At 68.5% G+C, this 16,447-nt stretch carries 15 protein-coding genes and 2 tRNA genes; 9 read left to right on the forward strand and 8 right to left on the reverse strand.

The genetic code is table 11. From position 1 onward, the window contains the following. Positions 1-4: 4 nt before the first annotated feature. Entirely contained in the window at positions 5-790 is a 786-nt protein-coding gene (gene flgH / locus DXK32_RS05035) for a flagellar basal body L-ring protein FlgH (RefSeq protein WP_247876984.1), read from the forward strand. Between the two features lie 442 nt (positions 791-1,232). On the opposite strand, the gene DXK32_RS32010 is transcribed toward flgH, so the two are convergent. From DXK32_RS32010 to DXK32_RS05055, 4 genes are all read right to left on the reverse strand, one after another. Beyond that, positions 1,233-2,348 carry a calcium-binding protein gene (locus DXK32_RS32010; protein ID WP_247876985.1) on the reverse strand — a complete coding sequence of 372 codons (1,116 nt, stop codon included), beginning with the start codon at positions 2,346-2,348 and terminating at the stop codon, positions 1,233-1,235. Between the two features lie 337 nt (positions 2,349-2,685). Beyond that, entirely contained in the window at positions 2,686-3,195 is a 510-nt protein-coding gene (locus DXK32_RS32550) for a hypothetical protein (protein WP_205215649.1), read from the reverse strand. A 535-nt stretch (positions 3,196-3,730) separates the two neighbouring features. Next, the gene (gene dksA / locus DXK32_RS05050) at positions 3,731-4,150 is read right to left on the reverse strand and encodes an RNA polymerase-binding protein DksA (RefSeq protein ID WP_035675009.1); all 420 of its coding nucleotides are present in this window, start codon (positions 4,148-4,150) and stop codon (positions 3,731-3,733) included. Between the two features lie 189 nt (positions 4,151-4,339). Beyond that, positions 4,340-4,756 carry a flagellar assembly protein FliX gene (locus DXK32_RS05055; RefSeq protein ID WP_014240995.1) on the reverse strand — a complete coding sequence of 139 codons (417 nt, stop codon included), beginning with the start codon at positions 4,754-4,756 and terminating at the stop codon, positions 4,340-4,342. Between the two features lie 252 nt (positions 4,757-5,008). Here DXK32_RS05055 and DXK32_RS05060 point away from each other — a divergent pair, with 252 nt between their 5' ends. The 7 genes from DXK32_RS05060 (at position 5,009) to DXK32_RS05090 (ending at position 11,361) form a co-directional block, all read left to right on the forward strand. After that, complete coding sequence (locus DXK32_RS05060; protein ID WP_247876986.1) at positions 5,009-6,172, forward strand: flagellar basal body P-ring protein FlgI; 1,164 nt, start codon at positions 5,009-5,011, stop codon at positions 6,170-6,172. Beyond that, positions 6,172-6,597: a rod-binding protein gene (locus DXK32_RS05065; protein WP_114857540.1), complete on the forward strand. Its 426-nt coding sequence runs from the start codon at positions 6,172-6,174 to the stop codon at positions 6,595-6,597. The genes DXK32_RS05060 and DXK32_RS05065 overlap by 1 nt, the downstream gene beginning before the upstream one ends. Then, positions 6,590-7,105 (forward strand): flagellar basal-body protein, encoded by a 516-nt coding sequence (locus DXK32_RS05070; RefSeq protein ID WP_114857541.1) that lies wholly within the window; start codon positions 6,590-6,592, stop codon positions 7,103-7,105. Before DXK32_RS05065 ends, DXK32_RS05070 begins: the two co-directional genes overlap by 8 nt. Positions 7,106-7,332: 227 nt before the next feature. Continuing rightward, entirely contained in the window at positions 7,333-9,363 is a 2,031-nt protein-coding gene (locus DXK32_RS05075) for a flagellar hook-length control protein FliK (protein ID WP_114857542.1), read from the forward strand. A gap of 40 nt (positions 9,364-9,403) precedes the next feature. Then, positions 9,404-10,132 (forward strand): flagellar hook assembly protein FlgD, encoded by a 729-nt coding sequence (locus tag DXK32_RS05080; protein ID WP_114857543.1) that lies wholly within the window; start codon positions 9,404-9,406, stop codon positions 10,130-10,132. Positions 10,133-10,346: 214 nt separating this feature from the next. Continuing rightward, a complete protein-coding gene (locus DXK32_RS05085) occupies positions 10,347-10,670 on the forward strand; it encodes a DUF1153 domain-containing protein (protein WP_051657784.1) in 324 nt (107 codons plus the stop codon). A gap of 235 nt (positions 10,671-10,905) precedes the next feature. After that, entirely contained in the window at positions 10,906-11,361 is a 456-nt protein-coding gene (locus tag DXK32_RS05090) for a MaoC family dehydratase (RefSeq protein ID WP_114857544.1), read from the forward strand. A gap of 102 nt (positions 11,362-11,463) precedes the next feature. Here the strand turns inward: DXK32_RS05090 and DXK32_RS05095 are convergent. Both DXK32_RS05095 and DXK32_RS05100 read right to left on the reverse strand, forming a co-directional pair. Continuing rightward, a tRNA-Lys gene (locus DXK32_RS05095) sits at positions 11,464-11,539 on the reverse strand. A gap of 75 nt (positions 11,540-11,614) precedes the next feature. Beyond that, positions 11,615-11,690: transfer RNA gene (locus DXK32_RS05100), tRNA-Lys, on the reverse strand. 295 nt (positions 11,691-11,985) lie between these two features. Here DXK32_RS05100 and DXK32_RS05105 point away from each other — a divergent pair. Then, entirely contained in the window at positions 11,986-13,512 is a 1,527-nt protein-coding gene (locus tag DXK32_RS05105) for a class I SAM-dependent methyltransferase (RefSeq protein ID WP_114857545.1), read from the forward strand. 15 nt (positions 13,513-13,527) lie between these two features. Here DXK32_RS05105 and DXK32_RS05110 read toward each other — a convergent pair whose 3' ends face one another. Together DXK32_RS05110 and DXK32_RS05115 are read right to left on the reverse strand one after the other, a co-directional pair. After that, complete coding sequence (locus tag DXK32_RS05110) at positions 13,528-14,322, reverse strand: DUF2243 domain-containing protein (protein WP_114857546.1); 795 nt, start codon at positions 14,320-14,322, stop codon at positions 13,528-13,530. 64 nt (positions 14,323-14,386) lie between these two features. Next, positions 14,387-16,177 carry an ABC transporter transmembrane domain-containing protein gene (locus DXK32_RS05115; protein ID WP_114857547.1) on the reverse strand — a complete coding sequence of 597 codons (1,791 nt, stop codon included), beginning with the start codon at positions 16,175-16,177 and terminating at the stop codon, positions 14,387-14,389. Between the last annotated feature and the right edge of the window lie 270 nt (positions 16,178-16,447).

A 16,447-nucleotide genomic window follows, 5' to 3' on the forward strand; every position in this document is an offset into this window, starting at 1 on the left:
CTCCATGTGCGCCTTCAAGATGCCCGCCCCCAAGAGCACCGCTCGCACCGCTTTCCGCTTCGCTCTGCTCGCCGCCGTTGCCGCCGGCCTTCCGGCCTGCAACGCCATGTCGCGCGTGTCGGACATCGGCTCCGCTCCCGAACTCACCAAGATCAAGGACCCGCAGGCCCAGCCCGGCTACCAGCCCGTCAGCCTGCCGATGCCCACCCCCCTGCCGACGGAGCGCAACCCGAACTCGCTGTGGCGGACCGGCGCCAAGGCCTTCTTCAAGGACCAGCGCGCGGCCAAGGTCGGCGACCTGCTGACCGTTGACATCCAGATCAACGACCAGGCGCAGATCAACAACCAGACCACCCGCAGCCGCAACAACACTGAGCAGGCCGGCATGCCGAGCCTCTTCGGCTTCGAGGGCCAGGCGCTGCAGCGCGTGCTGCCCGACGGGGCGAACGCCGGCAGTCTGCTGAACGTCGGCAGCTCGACCTCCAACGACGGCAAGGGCGCCGTCAACCGCAAGGAGCAGATCACCCTGAAGGTGGCCGCCCTGGTCACCCAGTCCCTGCCAAACGGCAACATGGTCATCCAGGGACGGCAGGAGGTGCGGGTGAACTACGAGGTGCGCGACCTGATCATCACCGGCGTGATCCGGCCCGAGGACATCACCGCGCAGAACACCATCAGCTACGAAAAGGTCGCCGAGGCCCGCATCTCCTACGGCGGACGCGGCCAGATCACCGACGTGCAGCAGCCGCGCTACGGCCAGCAGCTCTTCGACATCATCATGCCGTTCTGAGAACGGTCAGGGGACACGGAGCGGAAACGCAGACGAAGAACGACACGGACGCGGCACGGGCGTGTTTCGATGGTCGCGCCACGCCCCAGTCACGCGCCGCTCCCGCTGGGCAGGCAGTTTCTGCCGCCCGGCGCCTTCTGCCGTCCCCTTCCCTACCCACCCGGAGCTTGGCACCGTCCCGTCCGCGGCGACGGCCCCGGACGCTCGGCGCGCTTGAGCGGGTGTCGTCGCCGGCCTGGGCTTGCGCCGCGCCGGGCACACGCAAGCCGGCTGCACCGGCAAGGTGCATGGGGAGGCATGGCTATCCCTTCCGACGCATCACGATCCGATGCCCAGATCGCGGAAGAGCGCCGGCCGCGCGATGGCCGTGGCGGCGGGTTGGGCAACCGCAAAGCCTGATGTGTCAGGCTTTGCGCTCGATGACAGCGGGGGGCCGCTTTTTCTACTTGAGACCGAAAGCGAGATATCCGTTGCCCTCGACCTGGCCCGGAGTGGTCAGGATCGAACCGGAGGATTGGCCGGAAACAGTCATGCTCATATCGATGCTGCCGTTGCCATCCAGGTCGATGTGAGCCGTGGCGCCCTTGTAGCCTTCGGCGCCACCCATCTCCTGCCAAGTCAGTTTCGAGACTCCCTCCTTCCAACCCCAGGCGGTCACCCACTCCCCCGCCTCCAGGTCGGTGACGGTGGACCAGGTCACGCCGCCGCTGCGACCGTCGACGAAGAATGTGTCCGTGCCCCAGCCGCCGGTCAGGAAGTTGGAGCCCAAACCGCCGTCGAGGACGTCGTCGCCATTCCGCCCGTCGATCGCGTCATCGCCCTCCAGCGCGTTGATGAAATCGGCTTGGCTCGAGCCCCGGATCGCTTCGCCGGCAGCGGTGCCAATGTGCTGGTTCACCACCCCCGCCACCGGACCGTAATAAGCGGCCATCGTAGTCTCGACACTGGCACCGCCGGTCGTGATGGCGACACGGTTGGTCGGATCATTTCTGTAGTCGATGGTCGCTCGAGTCTGGAGCAGGGATTCTCGGTTCAGGTAGTAGCCCAACGCCTCGTTGATATCCGAAGTGTTCAGACGCGCAATGTTCATCCGATCCGTAAACGCTTCCCATGAAAAATTCCCAAGAAAACCTGGAGCCTTGGGAAGCAAAGAAATAATACTGTCATATGAATGGACCGAATCGGACAAAGTTATTTGTTCGATCTTGAATCGGGGATCAAGATAATTGAGGACATACACCAACTGACCGGACTTCGTGTCACCGACCACCAAATGGCGTCCATCGATCGTTGCCGCGTACGTCGTCGGTCTGCTGACGCCGATTCCCGATGCGATCAATTGATCGAAAGAACCATCCGAATCGGCAATCACAATCGCTCCCGACGTTTGAAGCGAATACGTATCGTTTCCAGCGCCCCCAAGGAAAAAAACGAAATCAACCCCGTATTGACCGTAAAATACATCATTGCCTTGCAGACCGAAAAACACTGTATTTCTCGAGGCCGCCATGGTATCGCCGCTTTTTGAACCGATGCGCTCGGAAAACCTCAGTGTCATTTCTCGATCCTCTTGTTATCAAATGACCATCTTGCCAGCGCTCGACTTGCCCTTCAGCGCTCGGCGTTCACCGGCCCGCACCCGACGTTGCGATCCGCGTCGGAATCAGGACCGGCACCGCCATGACTCGTTGTTGGGCATACCGAGGCGCTTACACCCGCCATCAAGCTCTACCAAAGAGGGTGTGAAAAGGAAATTCAAAACAGTTTATGACCAATGGCGGATGTTGGCGGCGTGATGCGTCCCTCAAGAATTGAAAGGATACGCTTCTGGAGAGCGGGACCGGGCAGCAGCGGCCATCATTCCAAAGGGGGCGGTCCTCTTTGCGCCGGGCCCGTCACCCGCCCCCGGCCAGAAGCGCCTCGTAACGCCGGACGGTTTCCCGCATCTCCTCAAGGATCTGACGCTGCTCCTCGTTCACCGCCCGGACGCGCTCCGCGTCGGTGCGCGCTTGCTCGGCATGGAGCCGGGCCTCCTCGGCGTAACGCCGGGTCCTTTCATGGAGCCGCCGCGCCCGCTCCTCCGAGAGGCGCGCCTCCTCCGCCGACAACCGGGCCATCTCGGCGGATTGGCGAAGCTCCTCGTCCAGGATGCGCACCTCCTCCGCTTCCTGGCGCCGCGTTTCTCCGGTGATCCGCCCCTCTTCCGCGATCAGCCGGGCCCCTTCCGCTTCGACATGGCGCTGGAAATGCGCCGCCCGCTCCTCTTCGGCCTCCTCCCGCATCCGCTCAGCCCCGGCGCGTGCCTCTTCGGCCCGGCTGCGCCGCACCTCGCTGCGCCGACGCCAATCCTCGGCATCGGGGGTCCGCGCCTCAGGGTGGTTCGTGGGATGATGAGCCTGGGTCATGGGGCTTCCCTTTCAGCAGGCGGTGAGACCCTTCCAACGCCTTCTCGGCGGAGCGCAGGCGCTCATGGGATCGGTCCAGGAGGCGCGTCCTGCGTGCCTGCGCCTCCCGGACCAGGGCCTGCAATGTCTCGATCCGCTTCAGGACATCCATTTCACCGTCAACAGGCCGTTCTGGCAACCCGCACCATCGGGTTGTGAAGAACCGACCCGGGCGGACGGGCGGACGCGCGAAAGCACCACACCACAAGGCGATGCGTCACCGGAAGACGCTCGCCTTTTGGTGGCGCGGCGGCAGAGAGGGGCAAGCCGTTTCCCGGGCTGGCCGGCGCCGGCCGGAACCGGTAGCGTGACGGTTCCTTGCAGCGGGCCCGCGGCCGGCCCGAGCGAACCAAGCCCCGACAGAGGGGCGGGCCGCAACCCCCTCAGCACGCCGTCGGACATTCACCCCGACACCGTCCCCGAACGGACAAAAGCCCCCGCCGGGATCGGAGGGGGCCTGTCCAAGGCGCGGCCGGAGACGCGGGCAACCGCCGCGTCAATCGTCCCGCTGGGTGCGCTCCATGCGCTCGTGCCGTTCCTGGGCTTCCAGGCTCAGCGTCGCGATGGGACGGGCGTCGAGGCGGCGGACGGAGATGGGCTCCCCCGTTTCCTCGCAATAGCCGTAGGACCCATCCTGCAACCGCTCCAGCGCCGCGTCGATCTTGGAGATCAGCTTGCGCTCGCGGTCGCGGGTGCGGAGTTCCAGCGCCCGGTCGGTTTCGGCCGACGCGCGGTCGGCGATGTCCGGTTCCTGGATGCCGCCTTCCTGAAGGCTGCTCAGGGTCTCGCTGGATTCAGCCAGCAGCTCCGCGCGCCAGCGCAGCAGCTTCTGGCGGAAATATTCCCGCATCACGGGATTCATGAACTCCTCGTCTTCCGACGGGGTGTAGTTCTTAGGCAGAAGCGGAGACGACATCCGAGAGCATCCAACGCAAAAGGGTGATCCGGGCGGCGCGGAGTATAGGTAGGCGCATCGGCAACCGCAACCCCGCGCTTCGCCTATCGAAGCGCGAACAAGCCCTTGGAGAAGCAAAGTTTTGTGAAAGGTTCGGCGATGGCCGTACGGCCGATGCCGAAAAGCCGGTCCTATGGCCGGAAACCGCGCTCAGGGGGTGAGCTTCGCAAGCTCGACCTGGGCGCGCAGGTCGATCTGGTCGAGGATGTCGGCCAGACGCGGATCGTCCACATGGACGCGGCGCGACTGCACCACCTTCACGAGGTCCATCAGCTTCTGCGCCGGAAGCGTGCCGGCGAGAAGCCCGTGCTGGATTTCCTCCAGCTTGTCGAGCATCTCCTCGGCGCGCATCTTGCCGCGCGACGCGCGGGCCGTGGCGTCGTCCACCTCCTGCAACGCCAGCACGCTGGCGATGCCGGCCAGCGGCGCCGCGGCATGGACGCCCTGGGCGGTGTTGGTCTCGCCGACGAGCTGCTTGGAAAAGGACGCACCGGACGAGCCTTCGGCCTTCCCCGTGCGCCGGACCGAGCTGCTGCCGCGAAGTTTTCCGGGGCCTTCGACTTTCATGTTCCGTGCAACCGGTTTCGGAAAAGCGCGATACTCTAGATGGAAGCACCTTAACATCCGGTCAAGGTTTGCCGCAATCGGGCAAAAATTGCCCCGCTTCCGTGACATAAAGCGGTCCGGCGCGGTGCCAATTTCCGGCCTTTTCATCCGGCGGCGCCGCTTCCCCTTGCCAATCCTGCCCTTCGCCTGCCATCCGCGGCTCTGGCACGCTGTTTGTATAGGAAGGGACAGCCCGTTGAGGAGTGTCCCCGCATGACCGCCACCGCCCTGACCCGTGCCACCATGCCGCGCACCGCCGTCCTGCTGCGCGCGGTCGCGATGCTGGCTGCCCTGGCCGCGGCCTTGCTCGCGCTGTCGGGGCCGGCCTCGGCCTCCTCGGCGCGGATCAAGGACATGGTGGACGTCGAGGGCGTGCGCGACAACATGCTGATCGGCTACGGCCTGGTGGTCGGCCTGAACGGCACGGGCGACAGCCTCAACAACTCGCCCTTCACCGAGCAGAGCCTGGTCGGCATGCTGGAGCGCATGGGCGTCAACACCCGCGGCACCAACCTGCGCACCAAGAACGTGGCGGCGGTGATGGTGACGGCGACCCTGCCGCCCTACTCCGCCCAGGGCACGCGCATCGACGCCACCGTGTCGGCGATGGGCGATTCGAAGAGCCTGCTCGGCGGCACGCTGCTGGTCACCCCGCTGCTGGGCGCCGACGGCGAGGTCTATGCCGTGGCCCAGGGGCCGATCGCGGTGTCCGGCTTCTCCGCCCAGGGCCAGGGGGCCAGCGTGACGCGCGGCGTCCCCACCTCGGGCCGCATCTCCTCGGGTGCCATCGTCGAGCGCGAGATCCAGTTCTCGCTGGCCGAGCTGCCGGTGCTGCGCCTGTCGCTGCGCAACCCGGACTTCACCACGGCGCAGCGCGTGGCCACCGCCATCAACATCCAGCTCCGCGGCAACCGCGCGCAGGCCACCGACCCGTCCTCGGTCCTGCTGAGCGTTCCGGAGGCGCGGCGCGGCGACATCGTCGGCCTGATCACCGAGATCGAGCAACTCCGCGTCACCCCCGACCAGGTCGCCCGCGTGGTGGTGGACGAGAAGTCCGGCGTGATCGTGATGGGCGAGAACGTCCGCATCTCCACCGTCGCCATCGCCCAAGGCAACCTGACCATCCGCGTCACCGAGACGCCGCAGGTCAGCCAGCCCGGCCCCTTCAGCCAGGGCCAGACCGCCGTGGTGCCGCGCACCGACATCCAGGTGGACGACCAGTCCAACAACCGTCTCGCCGTGATGAATTCCGGGGTGACGCTCCAGGAGTTGGTACAATCCTTGAATGCGCTTGGCGTGGGTCCCCGGGACATGATCGCCATCCTTCAGTCGATCAAGGCCGCCGGAGCCCTGCAGGCGGAGATCGAGGTGATCTGATGGATACGACGCTTTCCCTTCCCGGCCTTCCGCCTCCGCGCCTGCCCGCGGCCGCCGAGCGCGCCCAGAGCAACGCCCAGCCCGGTGCGCAGGCGAGCTTCCGGACGGCGGTGCGCACCGATCTGGTCGATCCCAAAAGCGCGGAGAGCCCCAAAAGCGCGGAGAGCAAGGTGGACCCGGCGATCCGCGCCAAGATCCGCCAGTCCGCGAACGAGTTCGAGAGCGTCTTCGTCTCCCAGATGCTGGGCCACATGTTCGACGGGATCGAAGTGGACCAGACCTTCGGCGGCGGCCATGCCGAGGAGATGTTCCGCTCCATGCTGACCAACGAATACGGCAAGCAGATGTCCCGCAGCGGCGGGTTCGGCATCGCCGATCAGGTTTACCGCGAGCTTCTGCGCGCACAGGAGGGCACCCATGGATAAGGTCGACGTCCGTTTCCCGCAGCCGTCCAAGGCTCCCGCCGCCAATCTGCCCAAGAACGCGGAGGAGCGCGCGGTCGCGCTGGTCGAGCTGATGAACCGGCTGAGCGCCCATCTGGCGCGCGAGACCGAGGCGGTGATGCGCCACTGCACCAGCGCCGAGCTGGCCCGGCTGGGGCGCGAGAAGCAGCCGATGATGCTGGTCTATGAAGAGGTGTCGCGCCTGCTGCGCGTGGACCGCGAGGGCATGGCCGCCCTGCCCGACGAGGCCAAGGCCGCGCTGCGCGAGGCCACGCGCGGCCTGTACGAGGCGTCCGCCGCCAACGCCGACGCGCTCCGCCGCAACAGCGCGGCGCAGAAGATCCTGGTGGACACCGTGGTCGGCGCCATCAACCGCGCCCGGCAGACCACCACCCCCGCCTACGGCACCGCCCCGGTTCCGCCCCGCGCGACCTACGTCACGCCGAGCCATGGGCCGTCGACCTCAGCCACCCTCAACACCCGTCTCTGACGCCTCTCCCGGCGTCACCGACATCCGCAGCAAGGGCCGTCCGACCGGGCGGCCCTTCGGCGTTGCCGGGTCCGGCAAGAAGCGCCGGCCACCCGGCGGAATTTGCCGGCCGGCGGACGGAACTGCCGGGCGCGGAACGACGGTCCGACGCACCGGCGCCGGCCTGAAACTGGCCCGTTAGTTGCTTCTGGAAGGGGTGCACCTGTCCGCTTCGGGGAACCCGTTCCATGGCCATCCAAACGAACACCGCGCCCACCGCGTTCGAAAGCCTGGTCAGGGGTCAGACCTCGTCCAGCCAGAACACGGCTCCGCGAAGCGACAAGTTCGCCTCGATGATGGACCGGCTGATCAGCGAGGCCGCCACCCGCAAGCGCGATCAGGTTCAGGCGGAGAGCGCGGCCCAGGATCGGCGCAACGCCACGGCAAGCGCGGCCGACCAGGCGGCCGCCGATCGGGCCGCCGCCCGCAAGGCGGCGGAACGCAACCCGCCGTCCCGCCCCGACCCAATCCGCGCGGAGCCCGCCAAGCCGCGCCAGGCCTCCGAAGCGACCACCCAGGCCGAGGCCCGCGCCGCCCGCAAGGACGAGGCCCAGCGCGCCGCCGACCGCAGAGACGCCCGCGCGTCCGATGCGGCCAAGGCCGGCGACTCCGCCCACACGACGCGCACCGAACGGCGCGAGGCCGCCGCGGCCAACCACGCCGCGGCCAAGGATGCGAAGGCCGCCAGCGCCAAGACCGCGCAGGAAGACGCCGCCGCCAAGCCCGAGCCCACCGGCACCGCCGCTCTCGCCGACATGGCGGAGGAGCTTCCGTCGGACGAAACCGGCAGCGCGCTGGGCGATGGCACCGCCCAGGACGGTGCCGGCAATCAGGCCGCGGAGGATGGGAACGGCGATGCCGTGATCCTCGACCTGACCGTCACCGTGACCGAGACCACCGTGGAGCTGGTCACCGCCGACCAATCCGCCACCCTGACCGACAGGGAGGCTGCCCTCTCGCTGGCCGTCGCCCAGGTCGCCGTCGGCACGCCGGACGGCGCTGAGGCCGACAAGGCGACCGAGAACGACGCGGTCGCCTTGTCGGCCCCGGTCGAGGCCACGCCGTCCGGCAGCCCGACTCCGGACGGCGAGAAGGCTCCTTCCGCCGCGGACGCCGCCGCGGAGGCCGCCTTGGCCGCCGCCCTGGCGGCCGCCGGCGCTCCCCATCCGGACGGCAAGGCCAAGGCCGCCGACGAGTCGGTGAAGGCCGCGGGCACGGCCAAGCCGGCCACGGAAGCGCCTGCGGCGCTGGCGGGAGCCGCGCCGGCGCCGGCCGCTCCGACCGACGGCCCGCAGATCGAGGTGCCCGCGCCCCACGCCGAGGCCCAGGATGCCGCCACCAAGGACAAGCCGGCGAAGGCCGCCGACACGCTGTCCTCCGGCGCCCCGCCCCCCGGTGCTCTGCCCATCGCCGACCTGCCGAACGACGACGGCGCGCCGCTGCCGCAATCCCTGACCGATCTCGCCGCCGCCAAGGCCAAGGGCGCGAACCGGACAGGGGCGGACGGCGATGCCGGGGCCAACGCCGGCAACCGCGGCAACCAGGACCCGAGCGGCAACGCCGGCTTGGCGCAACCACCGGCCCCCCAGGCACCGGTTGCCGACCCGGCAAAGCCTGCTGGGCAAAGCGCGTTCCTGACCGCCGCCGCGGACACGCCGCCGCCGGCCGACGGCACGCCACACCCCGCGACCCCCACCCACCCGGTCTTCGCCGGGATCGAGGGGGTGCACACGGCAAGCGGTGTCGATGCGGGGCTGACCACCGCCCAGCTTCGCCCGTCCCGCGGGTCCGCCGGCCTGCCGATGGGCGTGCAGGATCAGGTGGCCGTCCACATCAGCAAGAACGTGTCGGACGGCAACGACCAGTTCACCATCAACCTGCGCCCCGCCGAGTTGGGCCGCATCGACATCAAGTTGGAAATCGGCCAGGACGGGCGGGTCACCGCGTCGGTCGCCGTGGAGAAGGCCCAGACCCTCGAACTGCTGCAGCGTGACAGCCGCAATCTGGAACGCGCCTTGCAAGACGCCGGACTGAAGGCGGACAGCAACAGCCTCAACTTCAGCCTGCGCGGTGAAGGCGGCCAGTCGTTCCAGGACTCGGGACGGCAGGGCGGCTCGGGCCGGCGGGGCCGCAGCCTCGGCGGCGGCGGAGAGGTGGAGGATGCGCAGGCCGCCTACACCCTGACGCTGGCCCCGGGCCGCGTCGACATCCAAGCCTGATTCAGACCAGCTGCAGCCATTCCAGCGAAGGACGACGACCATGGCCACCACCAACACCGACTACGGCAGCAGCTGGAACACCAACCAGACCAAGACGAAGACCGACACCACCACCAAGACCACCAAGACCGCCGACGAGCAGAAGCTCGACACAGCGGTGAAGGGGCTGGGCGACAATTTCGAGCATTTCCTGAAGCTGCTGACCACGCAGATGCAGAACCAGGACCCGCTGAAGCCCATGGACACGAACGACATGACCAAGCAGCTGGTCGATTTCGCGAACGTGGAGCAGAACATCGGGACCAACAGCCGCCTGGACAAGCTGCTGAAGCTGCAGAACGCCTCGACCAACTCGACCAACCTCGCCTATCTGGGTCGCACGGTCACCTTCGAGGGCGACAGCTTCGACTACACCCAGGGCATGACCGCGGCCCCGCTGGCCTATGAGCTGGAGAAGTCCGCCAAGTCGGTGCGCGTGGACATCCTGGACAGCAAGAACCGCATCGTCCGGTCGATGACCGGCGAGACCACCGCCGGCATCAAGCATGTCGTCAACTGGGACTTCAAGGACGATGGCGGCAACGCCGTCCAGCCGGGCCAGTACCGCCTGAACATCGCCCCGGTGTCCGAGAAGAAGGACGACATCATCAAGGCGACCACCTTCACCTTCGGCACGGTCAACGGCATCGGGTCCAACAAGGACGGCGAAACGGTGATGTCCGTCGGCAGCCTCGAGGTTCCGCTGTCCAAGCTTTCGAAGGTGTACTGAGGGTCTCGCCCTCACCCTCATAGGCGTCGTCCAGACGCATGGGAAAAGGCATGGGCATGGGTCCGGATGGGCCTATGCGCCATGCCTTTTATGCTTAAAACATTAACCCTATCGTTTAGGCTTTTGTTAAGCGGAGAAGGGGTAGGTTACCACCAAATCGTGGAATACACTGCTGATGGTGGAGCGTCCGCGCATGTCATCTCGCGAGCTTGAAATGAGCGACGATGGCTCCAGTGGAGCGTCGGTCATCGGTCCAGCAGGACGGCCGATGACAGAAAATGATCTTCCCCCTCCGGACACCAAGCGCTGGGTCATGCGGCGCAAGGCGGAGGTCGTGGCCGGCGTGCGTTCGGGGCTGATCAGCCTCGAGGAGGCGTGCCGCCGCTACACCCTGTCCGTGGAAGAGTTCCTGTCCTGGCAACGGCTGATCGACAGCCACGGCATGCGGGGCCTGCGCGCCACGCGGCTTCAGGACTATCGCGGGAACCAGCCGCCGCCCTCCGTGCGCAGCCGCATGGCCAGCACCGCCGCCGAATAAGCGACACCCGCCACCCCCGACCGGACCAGACCGCCGCAGGCCCGCCCTGCGGCGTCGTTGTTTTGCGTCCCGGCGTGTTCGGTGCATCGGCGTTTCGCCCACGGGCGTTTTCCGGCCCGACATTTTGCGTCCCGGCTGCTTTGCAATTTTTACGTGGCAGGTATCGCTTTCGTTCCCGCCCCGCAAAGGTTAACGCAACGCGACGGTATAGCCACCCACGGGAGTCCGCCCAACGATGCGCTATCTTGACGACCTGACCCCGGGCGACCGCTTCACCGGCGGCCCGGTGACCGTGACGGAGGAAGACATCGTCGCCTTCGCGCGGCAGTTCGACCCGCAGCCCTTCCACCTCGACCCCGAGGCGGCGCTGAACAGCGTCTTCGGCGGGTTGGCGGCCAGCGGCTGGCACACCGCCGGGCTGACCATGCGGATGATCGTCACGGGGGACGGCGCGCTCGCCGGCGGCTTCGTCGGGATGGGGGTGGAGGACATCCGCTGGCCCAAGCCCACCCGCCCCGGCGACGTCCTGCGCATCGAAAGCGAGATCCTGGAGGTCCGCGTGTCGGCCAAGCGCCCCGACCGCGGCATCGCCCGCGTGCGCACCACCACCCTCAACCAGGACGGCGAGCCCGTGCAGCAGATGACCGCGAACCTGCTCGTCCCCCGCCGGCCCGCCGCCGATAAGGGCTGATGGCGCGAGCAGAGCCCCGAACGCGAGCAACCCCAAACGCACAAAGGGCCGCCCGAGGGCAGCCCTTTTGTGTGCGTCTCTGTCATGCCGCTGTCCTGGGAATGGTGGGCGCACAAGGACTCGAACCTTGGACCCGCTGATTAAGAGTCAGCTGCTCTACCAACTGAGCTATGCGCCCATTCCCATCCGGGCATCGAACACCCGGCGGCGTGAAAGGGGTCCTGGGAACGATCCCTTTCGGTCCGGAAAGTGATGGTGGGCGCACAAGGACTCGAACCTTGGACCCGCTGATTAAGAGTCAGCTGCTCTACCAACTGAGCTATGCGCCCATCACTTCGCGTTCACACCGGCACCGGAGCCTTCGTCTCTGCGTCAGGGGGTGCCTGACCGTATCGACTAGGGTTCCTGTCCGGCCAAGCCGTCGTCCCGGCCGGTGTGGCGCGGTTTATAACGAAGGGTCCGGGGCTTGTCGATACCAAAATGGCTAGGGCCGCATTTTTTTCCGGGGCTCGTTCCGGCTGCGGATTCACCCTTCATAACCGCCCGCTTTGGCCGCCTTCTTTGACAGCCGGCCAAGCCCGGCGCTATCACCCATCCCCAGAAGATGACGGAGGGGTTGGGGTCATGCAGGGCTGGACCGAGGGCTATGTGGGCGGGATCGGCTACATCCACGCCTTCTACCGGGAACTGTCGCCGGCGCTGCTGTCCTTCGCGCTGACCCTGCGCGGCTGGCGGTCCCCGATGGACCTCGCCGGGTCCTTCGCCTGCGCGGAGATCGGCTGCGGCCATGGGGTGAGCAGCGCCGTCCTGGCCGGCTGCCACCCCGACGCCCGGTTCGAGGCGGTGGACTTCAACCCCGGCCACATCGCCGGCGCCCAGCGCCTCGCCGCCGAGGCCGGGCTGGGCAACGCCACTTTCCTGGAAGAGAGCTTCGCCGATTACGCCCAAAACGGGGCCAAGGACCTGGACATCGTGACCCTGCACGGCGTCTGGTCCTGGGTCAGCGCGGAGAACCGGGCGATCCTGGTGGACCTGCTGAAGCGTCGGCTGAAGCCCGGCGGGCTGGTCTTCGTCAGCTACAACGCCCTGCCCGGCACGCTCGCCTACATGCCGCTGCGCCGCGTCCTGGTCGAGCATTGCGCCGACCGCACCGCCCCCCTGCCGGAGCGGATCGAAGAGGCCGTGGCCTTCGCCAGCCGCCTGACCGCCCTGAACGCCGGCTGGTTCACCCAGGCCGACGCTCTGCCGGCGCGGCTGGATTCGCTGAAACGCAAGTCGCCCAACTACATCGCCCACGAATATCTGAACCGCGACTGGACCGCCTTCTACCACGCCGACGTGGCGCGCGAGCTGGCCGCGGCCAAGCTGGACTTCGCCGGCCCCGCCGTCCCGATGGAGCAGATGGACGAACTGTCCCTGCCGCCGGACGCCCTGCCCCTGCTGGCCGAGGCGCGCGACCCGGCCTACCGCGAGACCTTGCGCGACCTGCTGACCAACCGCGCCTTCCGCCGCGACCTGTTCGTGAAGGGGGCGGAACGGCTGACCGCGGCGGAGCGGCGGGAGCGGCTGCGCGCCACCCGCTTCGCCCTTCTGATGCCGCCCGACGATCTGCCGGAAGTCGTGCTGGCGCCGGTCGGACGCGTGCCCCTGCCGCAGGACCTGCACGGCCCGCTGGCCGGGGCCCTGGCCGCCGGCACGCCCACGCTGGCCGAGCTGGCCGCCCTCCCCGCCCTCGCCCGCCATGGCGAGGAGGCGGTGCTGCGCGCGCTGATGATCCTGACCAGCCTGGCGCTGGCGGCCCCCGCCCTGCCCGAAGCCGGCCAAGCGGCGCGCGCGGCCCAGGCCGACCGCTTCAACGCCGCCATCCTGGAGCGCAACCGCCGCGACGACACGCTGGACACGCTGGCGTCTCCCGTCCTCGGTTCCGGCGTCGCGGTGTCGCGGCTGGAGGCGCTGTTCCTGCTGGCCCGACGCAACGGCACCGACCCCGCGGCGACCGCCTGGGAAGCGCTGTCGGCGGACGGGCTGACGCTGTCGCGGGACGGCGCGCGGCTTGACGGCGAAGAGGCCAATCTTGCGGAGCTGCGCGCCCGGTTCGACCGCTTCACCCGCCTGCGCCTGCCCACCCTGCGCCGCCTCGGCGTGGCGTAACCGCGAGGCCGCGCGTCAGGTCCGGAACCAGTCGAGGCAGCCGGTCGGCAGCAGCGTGTTGCTGACCAGCAGGGCGCCGTGCCGGTACAGCGCCGTCGGGCTGCCGGTCTCGCCCAGGTCGATGGCCCAGAGCTGTCCGGAGGGGTCCTGCCAGACCGTCCGCCCGTCCACCGCCGCCACGGCGGCGAAGACGTCCGGCGCCGTCGTGCCGGGTTTGAACAGCACCGTCACCGTCGTCACGCCCGGCGGTGGCAGAGCGGCGACCGGTCCGGCGATCAGAACCGCCAGCGTCAGGACGACGGGCGCAGCACGGCCACCGCCGCCCGTTCCCCCGGTACGCCGCAGCCGCCACCCCACAGCGGCGACGGCGACGCCGAAGACGACGAACCACAGCAGGTCCCAGAGCAGCGGGTTCGCCGAGTCCATACGGATGCGGTGGATGCCGAGAATCCAATGGGACAGGACGCCGTCGAGGATGTGCCAGACGCCGAAGCCGATCAGCGCGTTGGCGAACAGGAGACGGTCCGCCCCCGGCTCGGCGAAGCGGCGCCGGCTCCGCCACAGCAGCCACAGGCCGACCGCCGCGACGACGTACATCGCGGCGTGGAACAGGCCGTCCGCCAGGATCTGGACGCGGATGTCCTGCACGGCGGACGATTCGACAGCCGACAGCAGGTGATGCCACTGCAGCACCTGATGCAGCAGGATTCCGTCGAAGAAGCCGCCCAGCGCGAAGCCCAGCAGGTATCCCGCCCAGGAAAGCCCCGCCGCCCGCGCCGGTGAAGGAAGGTGAATCGTGTCGGTGGACATGGCCCGACAACCGCCGCAGACGCGGACGGGTTCCGGCCACGGCGTCCGAAGGGCGGCGGGCTCCTCAGCCCCCGACCAGCCCGGCCTCGTCCGCCGCGCGGTCGAACTGGAGCGCCGCGAGGCGGGCGTAGAGGCCACCCTCGCGGACCAGCTCGGCGTGACGGCCGGTGGCGACGACGCGCCCCTGTTCCATCACCACGATCCGGTCGGCGTTCAGGACCGTCGCCAAGCGGTGGGCGATGATGATGGTGGTGCGCCGGGTCATCAGCTTGTCCAGCGCGTCCTGCACCATGCGCTCGCTCTCCGCGTCGAGCGCGCTGGTCGCCTCGTCGAGCAGCAGAACCGGCGGGTCGCGCAGGATGGCCCGCGCGATGGACAGGCGCTGGCGCTGGCCGCCGGACAGCCGCACGCCCTTCTCGCCCAGGAAGGTGTCCAGCCCTTCCGGCAAGGCCTGCAGGAACTCCAGCGCGTGGGCGGCCTCGGCGGCGGCGAGCACCTCGGCTTCGCTGGCGTCCGGACGGCCGTAGCGGATGTTCTCCCAGGCGTTGGCGGAGAAGACCACGGGATCCTGCGCCACGAGGCCGAGCCGCCGCCGCACCTCCACCGGGTCGGCGTCGCGGACGTCCACCCCGTCCAGTTTGACCGCTCCGGCCTGCGGGTCGTAGAAGCGCAGCAGAAGCTGGAACACCGTGGATTTGCCGGAGCCCGACGGGCCGACCAGGGCCACCGTTTCCCCCGGCTCGATCTCCAGGGAGAAGTCCTTCAGCGCCGCCCAATCCGGGCGCGACGGGTAATGGAAGCGCACGTCGCGGAACGACAGCGCGCCCTGCGCCGGCTCCGGCAGGGCGCGCGGGTTGGCCGGGGCGCGGATTTCCGGCTCGGTGTCCAGCAGGTCGAACAGCCTCTCCGTGGCGCCGGCGGCGCGCTGGAGTTCTCCGGCCACCTCGCTGATCGCCCCGACCGAGCCGGCGACGACCACCGAATAGATGACGAAGGCCGAGAGCTGCCCCACCGTCAGCCGGCCGGCCAGCACGTCGTGCCCGCCGATCCACAGGATCAGCCCGACCGAACCGAACACCAGCACGATGACGATCATCGTCATGATGGCGCGCACGGTCACCCGCCGCCGGGCGGTGGCGAAGGCGTCCTCCACCCGCGCTCCGAACAGGCTGCGGTCGATGGTCTCGTGCGTGTAGGCCTGCATGGTGCGGATGGCGCCCAGCGTCTCCTCGACGAAGGAGCCGAGGTCGGCGATCTTGTCCTGGCTGGCCCGCGACAGGGCGCGCACCCGCCGCCCCAGGATGATGATCGGCAGGATGACCACCGGCACGCCCAGGAACACCAGCCCCGCCAGCTTCGGCGAGGTCACCAGCAGCATCGCCGTGCCGCCGAGGAACATCAGCGCGTTGCGCAGCGCGATCGAGACGGAGGAGCCGACCACGACCTGAAGCACCTCGGTGTCGGTGGTCAGGCGCGTCAGGATCTCGCCGGTCTTGGTGGTCTCGAAGAAACCGGGGGAGAGCTTCACCACATGGCCGTAGACGGCGCGGCGGATGTCGGCCACCACCCGCTCACCGATCCAGCTCACCAGATAGAAGCGCCCGAAGGTCGAGGCGGCCATCAGCACGATGACCACCAGCAGGACCAGCAGCGCCCGGTCGAGCAGCGCCGAATCGCCCGCGACGAAGCCCTGGTCCACCAGGACGCGCATCCCCTGCCCCAGTCCCAGCACGGTCCCGGCGGCCACGGTCAGGGCCAGCACGGCGCCCAGTATCTGCAAACGGTAGGGCCACAGGAAGGGAAACAGCCGGCGCAACGGCGACAGGTTGCGGCGGCGCGTTGCGGCGGAGGGCATCCCTTCGGACACCGGATCGGGCTTCGACGAATGACGGGACACCGGGGCTCCCCAGCGGCAGGACGGGCGGCAGGACAATGTGCGGACGGCACACGGGGGCGAACCCGGCATATAGCAAGGGGGGAACCTATGAACAAGGTAAGGTATGGTGCGGCCGGCCGAATCAACCAAGCCGGCACGACACGGCAGGAAAGCGGCGGCCGTCAAGAACCGCCCGCTTTCCCGTGCAGGAACGCGGTTGCATCATGCCGCATGCTTTGCTATAGACCG

The sequence above is a fragment of the Azospirillum brasilense genome (genome assembly GCF_003349955.1).
Taxonomy (GTDB): Bacteria; Pseudomonadota; Alphaproteobacteria; order Azospirillales; family Azospirillaceae; genus Azospirillum; species Azospirillum brasilense_B.

What these genes read in the sequence shown, in the direction of transcription:
- flgH (WP_247876984.1), top strand. Translation starts at nt 5, where the DNA reads ATGTGCGCCTTCAAGATGCCCGCCCCCAAGAGCACCGCTCGCACCGCT.
- DXK32_RS32010 (WP_247876985.1), bottom strand. Translation starts at nt 2,348, where the DNA reads ATGACACTGAGGTTTTCCGAGCGCATCGGTTCAAAAAGCGGCGATACC.
- DXK32_RS32550 (WP_205215649.1), bottom strand. Translation starts at nt 3,195, where the DNA reads ATGACCCAGGCTCATCATCCCACGAACCACCCTGAGGCGCGGACCCCC.
- dksA (WP_035675009.1), bottom strand. Translation starts at nt 4,150, where the DNA reads ATGTCGTCTCCGCTTCTGCCTAAGAACTACACCCCGTCGGAAGACGAG.
- DXK32_RS05055 (WP_014240995.1), bottom strand. Translation starts at nt 4,756, where the DNA reads ATGAAAGTCGAAGGCCCCGGAAAACTTCGCGGCAGCAGCTCGGTCCGG.
- DXK32_RS05060 (WP_247876986.1), top strand. Translation starts at nt 5,009, where the DNA reads ATGACCGCCACCGCCCTGACCCGTGCCACCATGCCGCGCACCGCCGTC.
- DXK32_RS05065 (WP_114857540.1), top strand. Translation starts at nt 6,172, where the DNA reads ATGGATACGACGCTTTCCCTTCCCGGCCTTCCGCCTCCGCGCCTGCCC.
- DXK32_RS05070 (WP_114857541.1), top strand. Translation starts at nt 6,590, where the DNA reads ATGGATAAGGTCGACGTCCGTTTCCCGCAGCCGTCCAAGGCTCCCGCC.
- DXK32_RS05075 (WP_114857542.1), top strand. Translation starts at nt 7,333, where the DNA reads ATGGCCATCCAAACGAACACCGCGCCCACCGCGTTCGAAAGCCTGGTC.
- DXK32_RS05080 (WP_114857543.1), top strand. Translation starts at nt 9,404, where the DNA reads ATGGCCACCACCAACACCGACTACGGCAGCAGCTGGAACACCAACCAG.
- DXK32_RS05085 (WP_051657784.1), top strand. Translation starts at nt 10,347, where the DNA reads ATGAGCGACGATGGCTCCAGTGGAGCGTCGGTCATCGGTCCAGCAGGA.
- DXK32_RS05090 (WP_114857544.1), top strand. Translation starts at nt 10,906, where the DNA reads ATGCGCTATCTTGACGACCTGACCCCGGGCGACCGCTTCACCGGCGGC.
- DXK32_RS05105 (WP_114857545.1), top strand. Translation starts at nt 11,986, where the DNA reads ATGCAGGGCTGGACCGAGGGCTATGTGGGCGGGATCGGCTACATCCAC.
- DXK32_RS05110 (WP_114857546.1), bottom strand. Translation starts at nt 14,322, where the DNA reads ATGTCCACCGACACGATTCACCTTCCTTCACCGGCGCGGGCGGCGGGG.
- DXK32_RS05115 (WP_114857547.1), bottom strand. Translation starts at nt 16,177, where the DNA reads ATGCCCTCCGCCGCAACGCGCCGCCGCAACCTGTCGCCGTTGCGCCGG.